Origin of the sequence: Oceanicaulis sp. MMSF_3324 (assembly GCF_030733545.1) — a bacterium.
Classification (GTDB): Bacteria; Pseudomonadota; Alphaproteobacteria; order Caulobacterales; family Maricaulaceae; genus Oceanicaulis.
In genome coordinates this window covers 59,289-76,105 of the sequence record NZ_JASHIU010000007.1, presented here as the reverse complement: position 1 = coordinate 76,105, position 16,817 = coordinate 59,289, and the positions used below count along the sequence as shown (strand labels likewise).

Sequence of the window (16,817 nt, the reverse complement as noted above, 5' to 3'; positions counted from 1 at the left end):
GATGGCGCTTATCTAGGCACCATCGGAGGGGCAGTGTCTGCGTTACTTATCGGCCTCTTGAGCCCTAGTCTCATCTGGACAGGCATTGCAATTGTGCCAGTTGCTTCGTTCCTAGGATACTCAATCTGCCGAACAGGCTATCGCGCATCATCAACCGCCTGACAGGACCGTAAGGTGACATCCATGGTGTGAGGCTCCACGCTTGGCCCCAAAGACTTTAAGCGAAGGAGCCTCCCCATGATCGTCACCACCACCCCGTCTGTCGAAGGCCGCCATATCCACGACTACAAGGGCGTCGTCACCGGCGAGGCCATTCTGGGCGCGCACTTGTTTCGCGATCTGTTCGCGGGCATTCGCGACATTGTCGGCGGCCGGTCGGGCTCGTACGAAAAATCCCTGCGCGAGGCGCGCCAGATCGCCCTGTCCGAACTGGAAGACGAAGCCCGCAAGCTTGGGGCGAACGCGGTTGTGGGCGTCGATCTCGATTACGAAGTGATCGGCGAGCAAGGCTCCATGCTGATGGTGTCCGCGTCCGGGACGGCGGTCGTGCTGGGCTGATCGCTTTCTGAAGTGTTCTGACTGCTTCACCCGACCGGCATGGGTCCCCCGCATAAAGCGGGGGATGACATGGAATGAGATAAAAGCTCGTCATCAGATGGCTTCTGTCGAGTACCGACCTCATTCCTACGCATCTACACAACCAAGACTGTCATCCCCCGCTTTATGCGGGGGATCCATGCCGTGACATTGCCGCAGCCCTCATCGGCAGCCATGCTGGAGCCATGTACTTCGTCTACCTCATGGCCAGTCAGAAGCACGGGACGCTCTATTGCGGCGTCACCAACGATCTGATGCGACGCGCCTATGAGCACCGTGAAGGGCTGGCTGAGGGGTTTACCGAACGCCATGGCGTCAAACGGCTGGTCTGGTTCGAGCCCCATGACAGCGTTGAACACGCCATTCGACGCGAAAAGCGCATCAAGGCTTATCCACGCCAGTGGAAGATCAATCTGATCGAGGACGAGAACCCCGAATGGGTGGATCTCTGGAACCGTCTTTCGCTCTGATAACGACCGGCATGGGTCCCCCGCATAAAGCGGGGGATGACATCGTGTGAGGGACACACCCCCGCCCCCAACCCATTCTGGGAGCCGCGATTTTAACCGTGATCGCAGCGCATGCTCACCTTGCGTTCATGTTTAGAGGTGCATGGTCCGCAGGCATTCGCCGCCCACTTGCATGACAGGGCGGCGGCGCCGGGCTGGCGATGGGCGCCAGACGCACGCACCTTTTGGGGGACGCCATGAAAAAGACCATTCTCGCCGCCGTTGCCATCGCCGCAATCGCCACCACCGCTTCTGTCGCTCAGGACTGGTCCCTGAACCCGACCTACGGCACCCATTCTCTGAATGCGGGTTTCCTGCCGGATCCGGCCGAACTGCAGATCACGGCTGGCGGTTCGCTCAACGCCTCCAGCGTCGGCTGCGCGGGCTCCATCGCCAACGCACCGGACGCGCGCCTGATGTGGGGCGGCGGCCGCATGACCATTGGCGCGAATTCCAACTCTGACACCACGCTGGTGGTGAACGGTCCGGACGGCCAATGGTACTGCTCTGACGATGTGAACGGCCTGAACCCGGCGCTCGTCTTCAACCAGGCCGGTCAGTACGACGTCTGGGTCGGCGTCTATTCCGGCTCCACGGCGCCGGCAACCCTGTACGTCACCGAATACTAAGTCCCGGTCAAATCCGGACTGGAAAGCGGCGCTCGATGGGCGCCGCTTTTCTTTTTTGACCGCAATCAGGTTGCTGCCCCTGTTTCGCCATGGCTTTCGGGTTAGTCTGAAGACAGCGATTTAGGAGGCCCCATCATGCGTCGCGTGCTTCTTCTCGGTCTGACTGCTTTCAGCCTGGCGGCCTGCGCATCTGCGCCCGGCCCAGTTTACGGTCCCGCCAGCACTTATTCGAGCGGAACCGGTTATTCCGACTATCGGGTCGAGAATGATCGCTGGCGTGTGCGCTATCTGGGCAGCGACCGCCAGGATGAAGACGCCGTTGAGCGCCTGGCCCTGCGCCGGGCGGGCGAGCTCGCCATCACCAACGGCTTTGACTGGTTCACCGTCGTGCATCGTCAGGTCGACACGGAGGGCGATGAGAACGAACGTCCGGTGCGGGTGGGCGGTTCACTGGGCCAGACCTTCGGCTCGGGCGGCTTTCGCGGCTCCAGCGTGGGTGTCGGCATTGCGATCAATCCCGGCGCGGGCCGGACCCGCACCGAAGTGAGCCTGGAAATCATCGCCGGACGTGGCGAGCCCCGTCCCGAAGGCGCCTATGACGCCGCCCGCATGGCCAATCCGGCGGGCGCCTACGCGGCGAGCACGCTCTAGCCCGACTTGCGAAGCCCCGCGAACAGGGCGAAATTTCCGTCATGGCTTTCAGCAGTGAGGCGGGCATGCGCGCGCACCAGCTTATCGGATCCCTGGCGCTGGTTTGGCTGACCGGATGCGGCGTGACAACGCCCTCCTCAGCCTTCAACAGCCCGACGCTCAGCGCCTATGGCCCCTCAAGCGCCAGCATCAGCGGCATGGGGTATGACGCGCTGCAGGTCGGTCCCCAGCAATGGCGCGTCTGGTATACGGGCAACGCCAATACGGACCAGTTGCTGATCGAACAGTTCGCCTTGCGCCATGCCGCCGAGGTGACGGCCAATGCCGGATATGACTGGTTCCGCGTCACCTATGACGACAGCACACGCCATGCGGACGGGTACCGTCCCGTCAGCCGGACCGGAGAGATCACGCCCTCCTATATCGAGGAGGTGGAGCACACCGGTCCCATGGGCATTGTGCGCAACTGGATCTTCCGCGAGGGCCCGCAAGGCCAGACCACCGCCATTCTCGATATCCAGGCCGGACGCGGACACCGCCCGGGCGGCGCCTATGATCCGGCCGTGATCATCGGCTCTTACCCCTGATCGCGCGAGCGGGCGACAATTGGGCTTGCCCCGCGCCCCGGCTCGCGTTTGAACAGTCTCATGACAGACGCGCTCGCTGACAAGCTGGTCGAGGGGGATCGCGCCGCGCTCGCCCGCGGCATCACCCTTGTGGAATCCACCCGCGCCGAGCATCAGGCTCAGGCGCGCGAGCTGCTGACCGCGGTCATGGACCGGACGGGTCAGGCCTGGCGCATCGGGCTGACCGGCGTGCCGGGCGTGGGCAAGTCCACCCTGATCGAGCGTCTGGGCGGCCACCTCACCGAACAGGGGCGCAAGGTCGCGGTTCTGGCGGTCGACCCGTCTTCCTCCCGCACCAAGGGCTCCATCCTGGGCGACAAGACCCGGATGGGCGCGCTGGCGGTGGATCGCAACGCCTTCATTCGTCCCTCCCCCAGCGCCGGATCGCTGGGCGGGGTCGCGCGCAAGACCCGCGAATCCATGCTGCTGTGTGAAGCCGCCGGATATGATGTGGTGATCGTGGAGACCGTGGGCGTCGGCCAGTCCGAAACTGTGGTGGCGGACATGGTGGACGTGTTTGTCGCCTTGATGCTGCCCGGCGCCGGAGATGAGCTGCAAGGCATCAAGAAGGGTCTGCTGGAGCTGGCCGAGATCCTGTTCGTGAACAAGGCCGATGGCGAAAACGAGACCCGCGCCCGTCGCGCCCAGCGCGATCTGGAAGCGGCGCTGCACCTGTTCGCGCCGGTCAGCCCGCACTGGAACCCGGCGGTGCTGCGCGGCTCGGGCCTGACCGGAGACGGGATCGAGAGCCTGTGGGACACGGTGAAAAAGCACCGCAAAGCGCTGGAGAGCGCCGGCGCCCTGGACCAGAAGCGCTCGGGTCAACAGGTGCGCTGGTTGTGGTCCATGGTGGAAGAGCGTGTGCTGCAGAGCTTTCACGCCGATCCGGACATCCAGAAACTGGCGCCGGAGCTCGAACGCGCCGTATCTGATGGACGCCTGCCCGCCAGTGAAGCCGCCGAGCGGCTGTGGCGGGCCAATCGCCCCAACCAGTCCTGATTACCTGGACAGGTCTTTCGCCTGCTTGACCCACTCATCACGCTGAATGCGGCCGCGGCCATTGATGGCCTCGTCCATGCGCGCCACATCCGCCTCGGTCCAGTTGGCGATCTGGGCCAGCGAGGTGACGCCCAGCTCTGACAGCTTGGCGGCCGCTTTCGGGCCCAGCCCCTTGATCTCGGTCAGGTCATCACTGACGGGCGGCGTTTCGGTTTCCGGTTCGGCGAGCGGTTCCTCGTTCGCAGTCGGCTCGGCCTCAGCCTTGGCGGTCTTGGCCTTTTCGGGCGCTTTCGCGGGCGTGACGAGGTCCGGCGCCGCTTCCTGCAACAGGTCCGCGGCCCGCTTCTTGGGCGCCGCGGGCTCGGCTTCAGGCGTGTCCGCATCGAGATCCAGCGTCGTCGTCGCGTGAGAATGCGGTCCGTCCTGCGCCGGCTCCAGCAGCCCTTTCGGCGCGGCCTTGGGCGCGTCATCAGATTTTCCGTGCAGGATCCAGCCGGTCACGACGCCGCCAATGAAGGCCAGCAGCAACAGGATCCACATATTCCAGATCAGCCACATCATCAGCCTTGTTCCTCTTCATTTTCGGTCGTCGCAAGATCTGGGACAGAGACCGGCGTCAAGGTGAATTGGATGGCTTCGGGAGCGCCCAGCGGCGCGGCCTGAGCCAGAAAGTGAGACCGCTCCACGCCGGCTTCAGCCATGGCGCCCGCAGCCGCCTCGCCCCGCATCAGGGCCAGGCTGGCGCCGTCATCACCGGGCTCGTCGGCGCGGACGGCGATAATGAGCTCGCCCGCCTCAAGACAGGCGGCATACACCTCGCCCGCCCGACGCAGGGCCGCCCGGCTTTCACCGGTCAGTATGCTGCGTCCGGGGGCAAAGGCGATCGGCCGCCGCCCCAGCGCGCCCTTGATCAGAAGCTCGCACAGGCGCGGATCGGACAGGCGGCTCTCGTAACTCTCGCCATCGGCCCGAACCAGCGCCGCCGCGGTAAAGCCTTCGGGCGCGGTTTCAAACATGCGGCGCACATCCCGTGCGGCTGCAGAGCTCGGAGCGAGGCCGGTCAGGGCGGCCCGGTCACGGGTCACAAGCCCGGCTCCGGCGTCCAGCTCACCCAGCGCGCGGATGGTCTCGATCACCATGGGCTCCCAACCCGCCGGCGCCGCGCCGGGCGCGAGCCGGAACTCGGCATCCACCCGGCCGGAGCTGACATCGCGAGCCTGCGCTTCAAGGCGCTCACCCGTTTCAGCGTCCGGGATCAAACCGTCCAGCCGGATGCGGCCCCCCGTCAGGTCCAGTCGCAGGGCGAAGCTTTCCGCTTCACCGGGCAAACGGGTCTGGTCAATCACTTCGGTAATGCCGCCCGCGACGACACCGCCGGCCCAGCTCGCCGTTGTCACCGCCTGAAGCGCGCTCTGGCGCGCCTGTCGTGACGGCGCCAGGCCGTTCAGCGTCGCGCTCTGGCCGTTCATCTCGACACGAGCCCATTCATCCGCGCGCAACGCATACAGCGCGTCATCGGCCGAATCCTGCAGCCGCTGTTCCAGCACGCTGGCGGACATGGGGCTGGCATGAATGGCGACACCGCCCAGCACCAGGAAGACGGCGCCAGCAAGGAGTGCGGCTTTTCGGCGTGGAGACAGCATGGCCCTGATCCCGTGAATCGGCGAATTTCTCCGCCTCATCATACGCAATCGAATGAAACGGTCGAACTGGAAACTGCGCAGTTGCACAATCAGTTCCATAGATCCAAAGGATCATGGCGCTTTTATGCGCACTGACTAATCATCACCGAAGCTGAACGGCGCCGCGCCGCGCAGATGCGGGTCCGCGCGCAAGCTGCGTTGCATGGGCGGAAAAGCCCGCACCGGACAGTCATTACGATCGCACAGACGGCAGGACAGGCCGATCGGCGTAAAGCGCTCGCCCGGATCATAGCCAATCCGGTCAAGCGCACTGACTTCGCACCCCACCGCGACCGCATTCAGCGCCGCCGAGCCATCCGCCAGCGGGCGCGTGACCGCCCGCGCGATCGAGATGAAGCGGCTGCCGTCCGTCAGCTCCAACCCCTGCACGTGCAGCTGTTCAGGCGCGCGGAACACGTCAAACAGCCGCCAGCGCGCGCATCCGCCGCCTGAACGGGCGAACGCCAGCACCCCGCCGCCAAAGCGCTTGGTGACATTCCCCGCCTGATCGGTGCGGATCATGAAGAAGGGCACGCCGCGCGCACCCGGACGGTGCAAGGTGGTGAGCCGGTGGCAGACCTGCTCGAAGCTGACCTCGAATTTGCGGCGCAAGGCGTCGATATCGTATTTCGACCGCTCCGCCGCCTCGAAGAAGGGCTGATACGGCATCATCAGCGCCGCCGCCGCATAGCTGGCGAGCGTGGAGCGCAGCATGGTGCGCGCATCATCACTCAGCCCCGGCGCGCGATGGGCTTCCTGGTCCAGCACATCGCCCAGCTCCAGATTGACCAGGGTGACCGCCAGATGGAACACCCGCCCCGACGGCTCCAGCAGATCTGAGAGCAGGAGCTTCCGGGCATGAAAGTCAAAGCGCCGCAAGGCGCCGCCCATGACCGCGTCATCATAGGTGCGCACGGCAGCGCCATGAGAGGATTTCAAACGCGCCGTCAAGGCGGCGCCCAGATCCAGATTGTCATCCAGGCCCGCTCGAAACCGGTCGCACGCATCCTCAATGGCCGGGAAATAATTGGACGCGGCGTCGAGCGCGTCACGCACCTCTTCGAGCGGGCTCAGAATTGCCCCGCCCTCCTCTCCCGTGGCGCGCAAGGCGAGATCAGCGGCGGCGGCGTTACTTTCGCGATAGGCCTGATGCAACTTGGCCAGCGCTTCCGCGGCGCGGGGATGCGCGTCCGCCAGCTCCTGCACGTCGCGTGCATCCATATCCGTGCTCTTGAGAACGGGATCGGCGGCCGCTTCCTTGAGATCGGCGAGCAATTGTCGGTCGCTTTCCGCCGCAAACGCCCGCACATCCACATCGAAGGCTTCCGCCAGGGCCAGCAGCACGCGCGCGGTCACCGGACGCTGATTGCGCTCCAGAAGGTTCAGATAGCTGGGCGAGACATTCAGACTCTCCGCGAACTGGGCCTGGGTCTGGCCCAGTTCCTTTCTCAAGCGGCGCAGGCGAGCACCGGCGAAGAGCTTTTCCTGGGACGCACTCATTTGTAAATCAATTTACACCCATACAGACTGACAAGTGTGTGTCGTATACCTCGTATCCTCTTTTTATGCAATGGGGTGCTAGCTTCGCTGCAGCTGCGTTGTAAGGTCATTGACAACAAAGTTTGCAATTAAAGGGGCAACCCCGATGACCACGTTCTATGATCTGGTTCCCGCCGCCGCCAAAGGCCGCTTTGACGGCATCGAGCGCAACTACACCCCCGAAGACGTTCTCAAGCTGCGCGGTTCGGTGCAGATCCAGCACACCCTCGCCGAGCGTGGCGCGGCCAAGCTGTGGGATCTGATCAACTCCGAGCCCTATATCAATGCCCTGGGCGCCCTGTCCGGCAATCAGGCCATGCAAATGGTGCGCGCCGGCCTGAAAGCCATCTACCTGTCCGGCTGGCAGGTCGCAGCCGACGCCAACACCGCCGGCGCCATGTATCCGGACCAGTCGCTGTATCCGGCGAACTCGGCGCCTGAACTGGCCAAGAAGATCAACCGCACCCTTCAGCGCGCCGACCAGATCGAGGTCGCTGAAAAAGGCGAGGCCGAGCGTGACTGGTTCGCGCCCATCGTGGCCGACGCGGAAGCCGGCTTCGGCGGCACGCTGAACTGCTATGAAATCATGCGCGCCTTCATCGAGGCGGGCGCCGCCGGCGTTCACTTCGAAGACCAGGTTGCGGCGGAAAAGAAATGCGGCCATCTGGGCGGCAAGGTTCTGATCCCGACCAGCCAGCACGAGCGCAACCTCAACGCCGCGCGTCTGGCCGCCGACGTCATGGGCGTTCCGACCCTGACCGTGGCCCGCACCGATGCGGAATCGGCGACCCTCATCAACTCTGACGTTGACGAGCGCGACCACGAATTCATCGACTTTGACGCCGGCCGCACCGCGGAAGGCTTCTATCGCCTCAAGCCAGGCAAGGGCGTTGATCACTGCATCAAGCGCGGCCTCGCCTACGCCAAAGTGGCCGACCTTCTGTGGTGGGAGACCTCCAAGCCGAACCTTGAAGAAGCCAAGCGCTTCGCCGAGGCGGTCCAGAAAGCCTATCCGGGCAAGATGATGGCGTACAACTGCTCGCCGTCCTTCAACTGGGAAGCCAATCTGGACAAGGCCACCATCGAAACCTACCAGCGTGAGCTGGGCGCGATGGGCTACAAGTTCCAGTTCGTGACGCTGGCGGGCTTCCACCAGCTCAACCACGGCATGTTCCAGCTGGCCTCGGGCTACCGCGATCGCGGCATGGGCGCCTATTCCGAACTGCAACAGGCCGAGTTCGCCGCCGAGAAGGATGGCTACACGGCCACCCGTCACCAGCGCGAAGTGGGCACCGGCTATTTCGATCTCGTGAACATGACCCTGTCGGGCGGCCAGGCTTCGACCACCGCCATGGGCGCGTCCACCGAGACCGACCAGTTCAAGACCGACGCGGCGGAGTAATCCGCCCTGCCGAACTCAGGGCTTGCGTTGGTGGACACGCGAGCCCTGACTGAGGGCGCTGTGGCGGACCGCTGGATGTCCGCCCGGCGCTCTCAAGCGTTTCCAGTCCCTGTTTTCCCGCCTGTTCCGACCCGACCGACCAGGAGGCCTTCATGACCCCCGTTTGCGATTTGTGCGACGCGTTTGCCGAGCAGGTTCAAGTGCTCGAACCCGTTCTGAAATCGTATGGCGGAGAACAGGCCTTTTACGGACAGGTCGAGACCATCCGCACCCATGAAGACAATTCGCGGGTGCGCGAGGCGGTGTCCGAACCCGGATCCGGGCGCGTGCTTGTCGTTGACGGCGGCGGATCGCTCAAGCGATCGCTTCTGGGCGGAGACCTCGCCGGCAAGGCCGCCAAGAACGGCTGGTCCGGCGTCATCGTCAATGGCGCCGTGCGCGATGTGGCGGAACTGGAAGCGGAGGCTCTGGGCGTGCTCGCCCTGGCCCTGATCCCGATGAAAACCGAAAAGCGTGACCTTGGCGTCCGCGGCGTTCCGGTGTCGCTCGCAGGCGCTGTCTTGCGCCGCGGCGACTGGATCTATGCGGACCGGGACGGTGTGATCGTCTCCGCCGAGCCGCTGCACCTGCAAACCTGAACAAAGGAGCGCCCCATGAGCGACGCCCCCGAAGGCCTTGTGATTCACGGCCCGATGAAGCCCGGCTTTGACGAGATTCTCTCTTCCGAAGCCCTGAGCCTTCTGGCCGATGTGCATCGCCGTTTTGACGGTGAACGCCTGCGCCTTCTGCAAGAGCGCCTCGATCGTCAGGCGCGCCTGGACAGCGGCGAAGAGGTGCTGGACTTCCCAAAGGAAACCCAGGCCATCCGCAATGGCGAATGGACCGTGCCCCCGGCGCCCGCCGACCTTCAGGACCGCCGCGTGGAGATCACCGGCCCGGTGGATCGCAAGATGGTCATCAACGCGCTCAATTCCGGCGCGAAATGCTTCATGGCCGATTTCGAGGACGCCTCGACCCCGTCCTGGGAAAACATGATCAATGGCCAGATCAATCTGCGCGACGCCAATGCGCGCACCATCGACTTCACCGATGAGAAATCCGGCAAGTCCTACAAACTCAGCGAGGCGCCCGCGACCCTGATCGCGCGCGCCCGCGGCCTGCACCTGGACGAAGCCCATGTCACCGTCGACGGCGCCCCGGTGTCCGGCGGCTTCTTCGATTTCGTCCTTTACCTCTTCCACAACCACGCCAGCACGGCGAAGAACGGCTCGGGCCCCTATTTCTACATTCCCAAGCTCGAGACGCGCTTTGAGGCGCGCCTGTGGTCGCTGGTCATCCGTCATTGCGAAGAGGCGCTCGGCCTGGAACGCGGCACGGTGCGCATCACCGTGCTGATCGAGACCCTGCCCGCGACCTTCGAGCTCGATGAGATGCTCTATGAGCTGCGCGAGAACATCACTGCGTTCAACGCGGGCCGCTGGGACTACATCTTCAGCTTCATCAAGCGCCAGAAGACCGATGGCTCCAAGGTGCTGCCCGACCGCGCCCAGGTGACGATGACCGCCCCCTTCATGGCGGCCTATGCCGAGCGCGTGATCGCGGTGTGCCACCGTCGTGGCGCGCACGCCATGGGCGGCATGTCCGCCTTCATTCCGGTCAAGGGCGATGATGCGGCCAACGAAGCGGCGGTCGAGAAGGTGAAGGCGGACAAGACCCGCGAAGCCAGCATCGGCCATGACGGCGCCTGGGTCGCGCACCCCGCGCTGGTGCCCGTGGCCATCGAGGCCTTCGACAAGGTCATGCCAGGCCCCAACCAGCTCGACAAGACACCCGAGCCCAAGGAAGACCGGGACATCCTGACCTCGGCCAATGACGGCACGATCACCGAGGCGGGCCTTTACGGCAATGCCGATGTGGCCATCCGCTATATCGCCAGCTGGCTTCAGGGCCGCGGCGCGGCGCCGATCCACAATCTGATGGAAGACGCAGCCACCGCCGAAATCTCCCGCGCCCAGCTTTGGCAATGGCGCACCCATGGCGCAAAGACCGAGGATGGCCAGCTGATCGATGCGGACCGCGTGAAGGCCGTCATCACCAAGGCTGCGGACGCGATCAAGGCGGAAGTGGGCGATAACGCCTGGGCCGGCGGACGCTTCTCCGAAGCCGCCGACATCCTGACCGAACTGGCGCTGAGCGAGACCTTCGAGGAATTCCTCACCCTGCCCGCCTACGGCAAGATCCAGTCGCGCTAGGCGCAGGCGATTCTGATGAAAAGGGCGGCCTTCGGGCCGCCCTTTTTGTTCGCGCGGATGACAACACCCTGAAAAGACAAGGGCCGGAGCAAATGCTCCGGCCCTTGCCGTCCTCCCTGACTGGTCCGTTCGCCAATCAGTTTTTTGTATATTACCACTCGGTGCGCAAAGTAACACCCCAGGTTCTCGGAGCGCCCATGAAGGCGCCGAAACCACCGGACTGAGCGAACTGGTCGAACGCCACTTGGGCATAGGCCTCGTCAGTCAGGTTGCGGCCCCAGGCCTCGATGGACCAGCGGCCATCGGCATGGTTCAGGCCGACGCGCGCGTTGAGAAGCGTGAAGGATTCCTGCAGCTTCTCCGGATCCAGATCCGAGCCGGTGTTGTAATCGCTGACATAGCGGGCATCGAGGCTCGCCAGACCCCAGACTTCACCAAAGAGCGGACGCTCATAGATGACCTGAGCGGTCAGGAAGTTTTCCGGGGACAGCGAGATCTGCTTGCCGCGCAGGTTCGGCGCGGTTGAGGCCTCGTTGCCATATTCGGCGTTCACATACGCATAACCACCGGTGATATCGAGACCATCAATCGGCGTGGCGTAAGCGAAGTCGATCTCGACGCCATAGCTTTCAACACTCTCGATGGAGTTCACCACGAAGGAGATGCCGGTGAAGGTGTTGAGCTGGAAATCCTCGACTTCCTGATAGAAGGCGTTCGCATTCAGCTGCAGGACATTGCCGAACAGCTGGGATTTGAAGCCGATTTCATAGGCGTCAATGATTTCAGGGGCGAAGCCGGAGTCCACATCGGTGTAACCCAGCGCGCCATCCAGCGGACCGTTGAACGAGCGGTCAAGGTTGAAACCGCCCGCCTTGAAGCCACGCGAATAGCCGGCATAGCCCATGATATCGTCGTTGAAATCATAGGTCAGGCGGATGGTGCCCGAGATCTGCTCGTCGGTGCGTTCGCGGTCATAGCCGGTCTGGTCGAGCGCCGTCCGTCCATAGGGCAGACAGATATTGCCCGCTGCAGTCGCCAGGCCCGAAATCGAGCTGGCGGGCAGACCAGCCGCCGATGCGGCCGCCACAAGACCCGATACCGGATCAGGACCAAACGCCGTTTCCAGCGCACCGCAAGCCGCCGGGCTGTTGGTGTCGAACGTGGCGAACACGTTCTTGGTCTCGTGCGTGTAACGCAGACCCGCCGTAAGCGCGAGATTGTCGGTCAGGCGATAGGTGTTGTGGGTGAAGATCGCCCAGCTCTCGGCAGTCTGGTCATACAGGTCCTGAGCCGTGCCGGTGCCTGCGGGAATCGCTGCGCCCGGCGGCGGAACGGGCATGAAGCCCTGCGCGCCCGGAACCCCGATGGCCGCAGCAACCGGGGCCAAAGGTGCGATCTGTGACAGGACGGCGGTCACGCCGGCCGGCGTGCCCAGCGGCGGCACGGAGCCCGCCGTCAGAAGGCGTCCCAGATACCCTTCCCAATCATCGCCATAGCGGATGGCGTCACCCAGCTCGAGCTCTTCGTGAGACAGGAAGCCGCCGACCAGCCAGTCCAGATCGCCCCAGATGCCCGTCAGGCGGACTTCCTGGGAGAAACGGGTCAGGTCGGTAAAGTTGCCGTCTGCACGATAAGCAATGTCAGCGGTGGAATAGTCGATGTCCTGGGTGCGGCTGTTGCTCCACTCACGCCAGGCGGTCACGCTGGTCAGCGTGCCGATCGGCATTTCGATGTCGAATTCTGCGGAAATGCCGCGATCATCGATATTCTGTTCGTATTCACGGTTGGCGTAGGCGACGCGAGCTTCCGGATTGGCCGGTTGCAGGACCTGACCGCCAACGGCGTTGACGAACGCCGCCGGAGTGGCCGCATAATCCCATTGCACAGCAGAGCAGCACAACTCCTCACGGGTCGAGTAATCCATGATTACACGCCCTTCGACCGTTTCGCTGGGCGTCCAGAGCGCCTGAGCGCGGATGGTGTAATAGTCCTGCGTCTCGGATTCGGTCACCTCAGCCGGACCGTTTCCGTCATCCAGAATCAGCTGCTGGAAGCCGTCACGCTCGCCCTTGGCGGCGAACAGGCGGAAGGCAAGCACGTCTTCGATCAGCGGTCCGGTGAGCGAGCCGGTAAACCGGTTATAGCCGTAATCGCCCACAGTGGCTTCAAGCGCTCCGCCATATTCAAATTCGGGAGACGCCGTCACGACATTGAGAACGCCGGCGGAGGTGTTCTTGCCAAACAGCGTGCCTTGCGGACCGCGCAGGACCTCGATGCGATCGATTTCACCAAGATCACCGAAGCCAACACCGTTCCGGGAGCGGAAGACGCCGTCGATATACACGCCGACCGAACTTTCCAGACCGAAGTTGTCACCCACGGTGCCGATGCCGCGAATACGCGCGGTGGTGATGGTCTCGGACTGGGTCGAGGTCACCATGAGGCCCGGCGCGATGGAGATCAGGTCCTTGATATCGGACACGCCAGCATTTTCCAGCGCGTCCGTGTCATAGGCGCCAATCGAAAGCGGCACATCCTGCGAGCTTTCCTCACGCTGCTGGGCCGTCACGGTGATCGTATCGACCGTACGGCGATCTCCGCCTCCGACCTGTTCAAACACCTGGGCCTGAGCCGCAGCGCCAATTGCGAGCGTGGATGCAGCCGCCAGAAAAGCGGTGCGCGTGAATGTCGACATCATGAACTAGTCTCCTCCCTACTCAGCGTTCCCGGATTTTCCCGGTGACCATTGTCGGGGCACCGCCCCATGCATCGCTGACTAATGTCCATACAAAGGTGACTTATTTTGCGAGCGCGTAAAGCACCCAATAGCGCTTAAGCATTCTCAGAATGCCCAAAACCGCTGTTTTCCTGAATTTTGATATACAACTGTTGCGAAGCTGTCACGATTACGCGCACGTCAATCTATGCTGCAAACGCACAATGGAATTTCGCGATTCCAAGAAAAGACGCGCTGCACTCGCTAACGCGCCCTCGTAAATTCACGATTGAGAATCGGATAAAGCCCTAAAAGAAAAGGCCGCCTCCCGGAGGAAGCGGCCTTTCGCAAGTGCAGCTAAGCTGAAAAGTTCAGACTTACCACTCGGTGCGCAGCGTCACGCCCCAGGTGCGCGGCGCGCCCAGGAAGGCGGCATAGCTGGCGGTGCCGCGCGGATCGAGCGACGTGCCAGCACCGCCGCGGCGACCCTGAGCAAAGGCGTCGATCGCGACCTGGGCATAAGTTTCGTCAGTCAGGTTGCGGCCCCACAGCTCAACCGACCACAGGCCATCTTCGCGGCCCAGGCCAATGCGAGCATTCACTGTGGTGAAGGCGTCCTGGACTTTCTCCGGGTCAAGATCGGAACCGGTGTTGTATTCGGACGCCCAGCGCGCATCGAGGCTGGCGTTCGCCACCAGATTGTCAAACACCGGACGGGTGTAGATCAGCTGGGTGGTGAAGGTCTGATCCGGCACCAGCGAGAAGTCCTGCCCCTGCAGCGCGTCCACCAGCGGATCGCCCGTGTTCACCTCGGTGTACTCGGTGTTGGTGTAGGCGTAACCGGCAGTCACATCGAGACCATCAATGGGCGTGGCGTAGTAGAAATCCAGTTCCACGCCATAGGTTTCCGCCTCTTCAATGCTCTCCACCACGAAGGCGATGCCGTTGAAGGTGTTGAGCTGGAAGTCCCCCACCTGCTGGTAGAAGGCCGAACCGTTCAGCTGCACGACATTGCCGAACAGCTGGGACTTGAAGCCGACCTCGTAGGAATCGACCGTTTCCGGCGCGAAGGAGTTGTCCGAATTGGTGTAGCCATCCGGACCGATCGGGCCGTTCAGCTGGCGATCCAGGTTGAAACCGCCGGCCTTGAAGCCGCGCGAGTAACCGCCATAGATCATGGCGTCGTCGGTCAGATCATAGGTCAGACGGATCGTGCCGGACACTTCCTCGTCGGTGCGCTCGTTATCATAGCCGTTCGCATCCAGACCAGAGCGGTGATAGGGCAAGCAGATGCTGCCGATCGCCGTCGCGCCGCTGGAGATCGTTGCAGCCGGCAGGCCCTGGGCCGACGCCGCCGCGATGAAGCCATTGATCGGATCAAAGCCGAACGCCTGCTCGACCGCCGCACAAGCCAGCGGCTGATTGGTGTCGAAGGTAGCGTACACGTCCTTGTTCTCGCGGGTGTAGCGCAGGCCTGCAGTCACGGCGAGATTGTCGGTGATCTGATAGGAGTTGTGGGTGAACACGGCCCAGCTGTCCGCGGTCTGATTATAGACGTCCTGGTTCACACCCTGGCCATCCAGATAGGCCATGCCCGGCGGAATGTTGATCAGACCGCCCGTCAGCTGGGACAGCACGACGCTGACGCCGGCCGGGGTTCCCAGCGGCGGCACGCTGCCAGCCGTCAGGGAGCGACCGAGGAAGGCTTCCCAGTCTTCGCCGACGCGGATGCCGTCGCCCAGCACCAGGTCCTCGTGCGAGTAAAAGGCGCCGACGAGCCAGTCCAGATCGCCCCATTGGCCGTTCAGACGCACTTCCTGGGACAGACGCTCGATGTCGGTATAATTGTTCGCCTTGTCGCGATAAGCGAGATCAGCGCTGGTGTAGTCGATATCCTGGCTGCGCTCATTCGCCCATGTGCGATAGGAGGTGACCGTCGTCAGAGTGCCGATCGGCATTTCGATATCGAACTCTGCGGACAAGCCCCAGTCCTGGACCAGCTGGTCATATTCACGGTTCGAGAAAGCGACGCGCAGATCCGGATCTTCCGGGAACAGCACCTGCCCGCCGACAGAATTGACCAGGCCGACACCGGCCGGGGTGTAGTTCCAGGCCGTGGCGGAGCAGCACAACTCGTCGCGTTCGGTGTAATCGGCGATCAGGCGCCCCGACACCGTCGCGCTCGGGGTCCACTCCAGCTGACCGCGCACAGACCAATAGTCCTGGGTCTCGGAATCAACCTTGTTCAATTGACCATTGTCGTCCTCGACATACAGATCCGAGTAGCCGTTGCGATGTCCCTCAACCGCGAAAATGCGGCCAGCCAGAACATCTTCGACAATCGGACCGGTCAGATGACCGCTGACGCGCGAATAGCCGTAATCGCCGAACGTGGCTTCAACAGCGCCGCCCGGTTCGAACTCAGGGCCAACGGTGACGATGTTCAGAACGCCAGCGGAGGTGTTCTTGCCAAACAGGGTGCCCTGCGGGCCACGCAGCACTTCAATGCGCTCCAGCTCGCCCAGATCATTGAAGCCCACACCGTTGCGCGCACGGAACACACCGTCGATGTAGATGCCGACCGAGCTTTCCAGACCGAAATTGTCGCCCACGGTGCCGATGCCGCGAATACGCGCGGTGGTGATGGTCTCGGACTGGGTCGAGGTGACGACCAGGCCCGGCGCAATCGCCTGCAGGTCCTTGATGTCGCGCACGCCGGCGTTCTGCAGCGCCTGGGTGTCATAAGCGCCGATGGAGATCGGCACGTCCTGCGCGCTCTCTTCGCGCTGCTGCGCGGTCACGGTGATCACATCGACCGTGCGGCGTTCGCCGCCGCCGACCTGTTCGAAGACTTGTGCTTGAGATGCTGCGCCGAGCGTCAGACTGGACGCGGCGGCAAGCAAGGCGATCCGCTTGAAGGATGATGCCATGAAAACTCTCCCTGAATGGCGCAACCTTGTTTCAGGCTGCTTGTATCTGTCGTTCAGCGCATGGCCGAAGGCGCGGACCATGACCGATTTGCGACGCAATATAAAGATGCTGCATACGCGATATTCAAAGGAGAATGGAATAAAAAGATCATTTTATTTGAATATTTTATTACCGGTGCGGCGCAGCAACACAGCGCAGCAAGTCACGCCCTTTTGAAGAGATCTGAAGCGCGACATTCGAAACCGCAGCAATCGCGATTAAGGTTACGCTCTGACAACGCCTTG

15 protein-coding genes are annotated in these 16,817 nt (G+C 63.1%); 10 read left to right on the top strand and 5 right to left on the bottom strand.

Going from position 1 to position 16,817, the window contains the following annotated elements:
- Positions 1-237: 237 nt before the first annotated feature.
- The 6 genes from RBA95_RS08465 to meaB all read left to right on the top strand — a co-directional run bounded on the left by RBA95_RS08465 (position 238) and on the right by meaB (position 4,011).
- Positions 238-558, top strand: a complete 321-nt coding sequence (locus RBA95_RS08465; RefSeq protein WP_009800528.1) for a heavy metal-binding domain-containing protein — start codon at positions 238-240, stop codon at positions 556-558.
- A 224-nt stretch (positions 559-782) separates the two neighbouring features.
- Positions 783-1,067 (top strand): GIY-YIG nuclease family protein, encoded by a 285-nt coding sequence (locus RBA95_RS08460; RefSeq protein WP_306016418.1) that lies wholly within the window; start codon positions 783-785, stop codon positions 1,065-1,067.
- A 236-nt stretch (positions 1,068-1,303) separates the two neighbouring features.
- On the top strand, positions 1,304-1,735 hold the full coding sequence (locus tag RBA95_RS08455) for a peptidase S1 (protein ID WP_306016417.1): 432 nt from the start codon (positions 1,304-1,306) through the stop codon (positions 1,733-1,735).
- Between the two features lie 135 nt (positions 1,736-1,870).
- The gene (locus tag RBA95_RS08450; protein ID WP_306016416.1) at positions 1,871-2,386 is read left to right on the top strand and encodes a hypothetical protein; all 516 of its coding nucleotides are present in this window, start codon (positions 1,871-1,873) and stop codon (positions 2,384-2,386) included.
- 41 nt (positions 2,387-2,427) lie between these two features.
- Positions 2,428-2,973, top strand: a complete 546-nt coding sequence (locus RBA95_RS08445; RefSeq protein ID WP_306016415.1) for a hypothetical protein — start codon at positions 2,428-2,430, stop codon at positions 2,971-2,973.
- Positions 2,974-3,033: 60 nt separating this feature from the next.
- On the top strand, positions 3,034-4,011 hold the full coding sequence (gene meaB, locus RBA95_RS08440) for a methylmalonyl Co-A mutase-associated GTPase MeaB (protein ID WP_306016414.1): 978 nt from the start codon (positions 3,034-3,036) through the stop codon (positions 4,009-4,011).
- On the opposite strand, the gene RBA95_RS08435 is transcribed toward meaB, so the two are convergent.
- From RBA95_RS08435 to RBA95_RS08425, 3 genes are all read right to left on the bottom strand, one after another.
- Complete coding sequence (locus RBA95_RS08435) at positions 4,012-4,572, bottom strand: helix-hairpin-helix domain-containing protein (protein ID WP_306016413.1); 561 nt, start codon at positions 4,570-4,572, stop codon at positions 4,012-4,014.
- A complete protein-coding gene (locus RBA95_RS08430; RefSeq protein ID WP_306016412.1) occupies positions 4,572-5,654 on the bottom strand; it encodes a hypothetical protein in 1,083 nt (360 codons plus the stop codon). The genes RBA95_RS08435 and RBA95_RS08430 overlap by 1 nt, the downstream gene beginning before the upstream one ends.
- A 135-nt stretch (positions 5,655-5,789) precedes the next feature.
- A complete protein-coding gene (locus RBA95_RS08425) occupies positions 5,790-7,193 on the bottom strand; it encodes a short-chain fatty acyl-CoA regulator family protein (protein ID WP_306016411.1) in 1,404 nt (467 codons plus the stop codon).
- Positions 7,194-7,338: 145 nt separating this feature from the next.
- On the opposite strand from RBA95_RS08425, the gene aceA reads away from it, so the two are divergent.
- The 3 genes from aceA to aceB all read left to right on the top strand — a co-directional run bounded on the left by aceA (position 7,339) and on the right by aceB (position 10,886).
- The gene (gene aceA, locus RBA95_RS08420) at positions 7,339-8,634 is read left to right on the top strand and encodes an isocitrate lyase (protein ID WP_306016410.1); all 1,296 of its coding nucleotides are present in this window, start codon (positions 7,339-7,341) and stop codon (positions 8,632-8,634) included.
- A 152-nt stretch (positions 8,635-8,786) separates the two neighbouring features.
- Positions 8,787-9,272, top strand: coding sequence for a ribonuclease E activity regulator RraA (rraA, locus tag RBA95_RS08415; protein WP_306016409.1), 486 nt, complete (start codon positions 8,787-8,789; stop codon positions 9,270-9,272).
- A gap of 15 nt (positions 9,273-9,287) precedes the next feature.
- Positions 9,288-10,886, top strand: a complete 1,599-nt coding sequence (gene aceB / locus RBA95_RS08410) for a malate synthase A (protein ID WP_306016408.1) — start codon at positions 9,288-9,290, stop codon at positions 10,884-10,886.
- A gap of 151 nt (positions 10,887-11,037) precedes the next feature.
- Here aceB and RBA95_RS08405 read toward each other — a convergent pair whose 3' ends face one another.
- Together RBA95_RS08405 and RBA95_RS08400 are read right to left on the bottom strand one after the other, a co-directional pair.
- Complete coding sequence (locus RBA95_RS08405) at positions 11,038-13,584, bottom strand: TonB-dependent receptor (protein ID WP_306016407.1); 2,547 nt, start codon at positions 13,582-13,584, stop codon at positions 11,038-11,040.
- A 395-nt stretch (positions 13,585-13,979) separates the two neighbouring features.
- Positions 13,980-16,532 (bottom strand): TonB-dependent receptor, encoded by a 2,553-nt coding sequence (locus tag RBA95_RS08400; protein ID WP_306016406.1) that lies wholly within the window; start codon positions 16,530-16,532, stop codon positions 13,980-13,982.
- Between RBA95_RS08400 and RBA95_RS08395 the strand changes: the two genes are divergently transcribed.
- The gene (locus RBA95_RS08395) at positions 16,531-16,749 is read left to right on the top strand and encodes a hypothetical protein (protein ID WP_306016405.1); all 219 of its coding nucleotides are present in this window, start codon (positions 16,531-16,533) and stop codon (positions 16,747-16,749) included. The genes RBA95_RS08400 and RBA95_RS08395 overlap by 2 nt on opposite strands.
- Positions 16,750-16,817 lie beyond the last annotated feature (68 nt).

What these genes read in the sequence shown, in the direction of transcription:
- RBA95_RS08430 (WP_306016412.1), bottom strand. Translation starts at nt 5,654, where the DNA reads ATGCTGTCTCCACGCCGAAAAGCCGCACTCCTTGCTGGCGCCGTCTTC.
- aceB (WP_306016408.1), top strand. Translation starts at nt 9,288, where the DNA reads ATGAGCGACGCCCCCGAAGGCCTTGTGATTCACGGCCCGATGAAGCCC.
- RBA95_RS08465 (WP_009800528.1), top strand. Translation starts at nt 238, where the DNA reads ATGATCGTCACCACCACCCCGTCTGTCGAAGGCCGCCATATCCACGAC.
- RBA95_RS08435 (WP_306016413.1), bottom strand. Translation starts at nt 4,572, where the DNA reads ATGATGTGGCTGATCTGGAATATGTGGATCCTGTTGCTGCTGGCCTTC.
- RBA95_RS08445 (WP_306016415.1), top strand. Translation starts at nt 2,428, where the DNA reads ATGGCTTTCAGCAGTGAGGCGGGCATGCGCGCGCACCAGCTTATCGGA.
- rraA (WP_306016409.1), top strand. Translation starts at nt 8,787, where the DNA reads ATGACCCCCGTTTGCGATTTGTGCGACGCGTTTGCCGAGCAGGTTCAA.
- meaB (WP_306016414.1), top strand. Translation starts at nt 3,034, where the DNA reads ATGACAGACGCGCTCGCTGACAAGCTGGTCGAGGGGGATCGCGCCGCG.
- RBA95_RS08400 (WP_306016406.1), bottom strand. Translation starts at nt 16,532, where the DNA reads ATGGCATCATCCTTCAAGCGGATCGCCTTGCTTGCCGCCGCGTCCAGT.
- RBA95_RS08460 (WP_306016418.1), top strand. Translation starts at nt 783, where the DNA reads ATGTACTTCGTCTACCTCATGGCCAGTCAGAAGCACGGGACGCTCTAT.
- RBA95_RS08405 (WP_306016407.1), bottom strand. Translation starts at nt 13,584, where the DNA reads ATGATGTCGACATTCACGCGCACCGCTTTTCTGGCGGCTGCATCCACG.
- RBA95_RS08425 (WP_306016411.1), bottom strand. Translation starts at nt 7,193, where the DNA reads ATGAGTGCGTCCCAGGAAAAGCTCTTCGCCGGTGCTCGCCTGCGCCGC.
- RBA95_RS08450 (WP_306016416.1), top strand. Translation starts at nt 1,871, where the DNA reads ATGCGTCGCGTGCTTCTTCTCGGTCTGACTGCTTTCAGCCTGGCGGCC.
- aceA (WP_306016410.1), top strand. Translation starts at nt 7,339, where the DNA reads ATGACCACGTTCTATGATCTGGTTCCCGCCGCCGCCAAAGGCCGCTTT.
- RBA95_RS08455 (WP_306016417.1), top strand. Translation starts at nt 1,304, where the DNA reads ATGAAAAAGACCATTCTCGCCGCCGTTGCCATCGCCGCAATCGCCACC.
- RBA95_RS08395 (WP_306016405.1), top strand. Translation starts at nt 16,531, where the DNA reads ATGAAAACTCTCCCTGAATGGCGCAACCTTGTTTCAGGCTGCTTGTAT.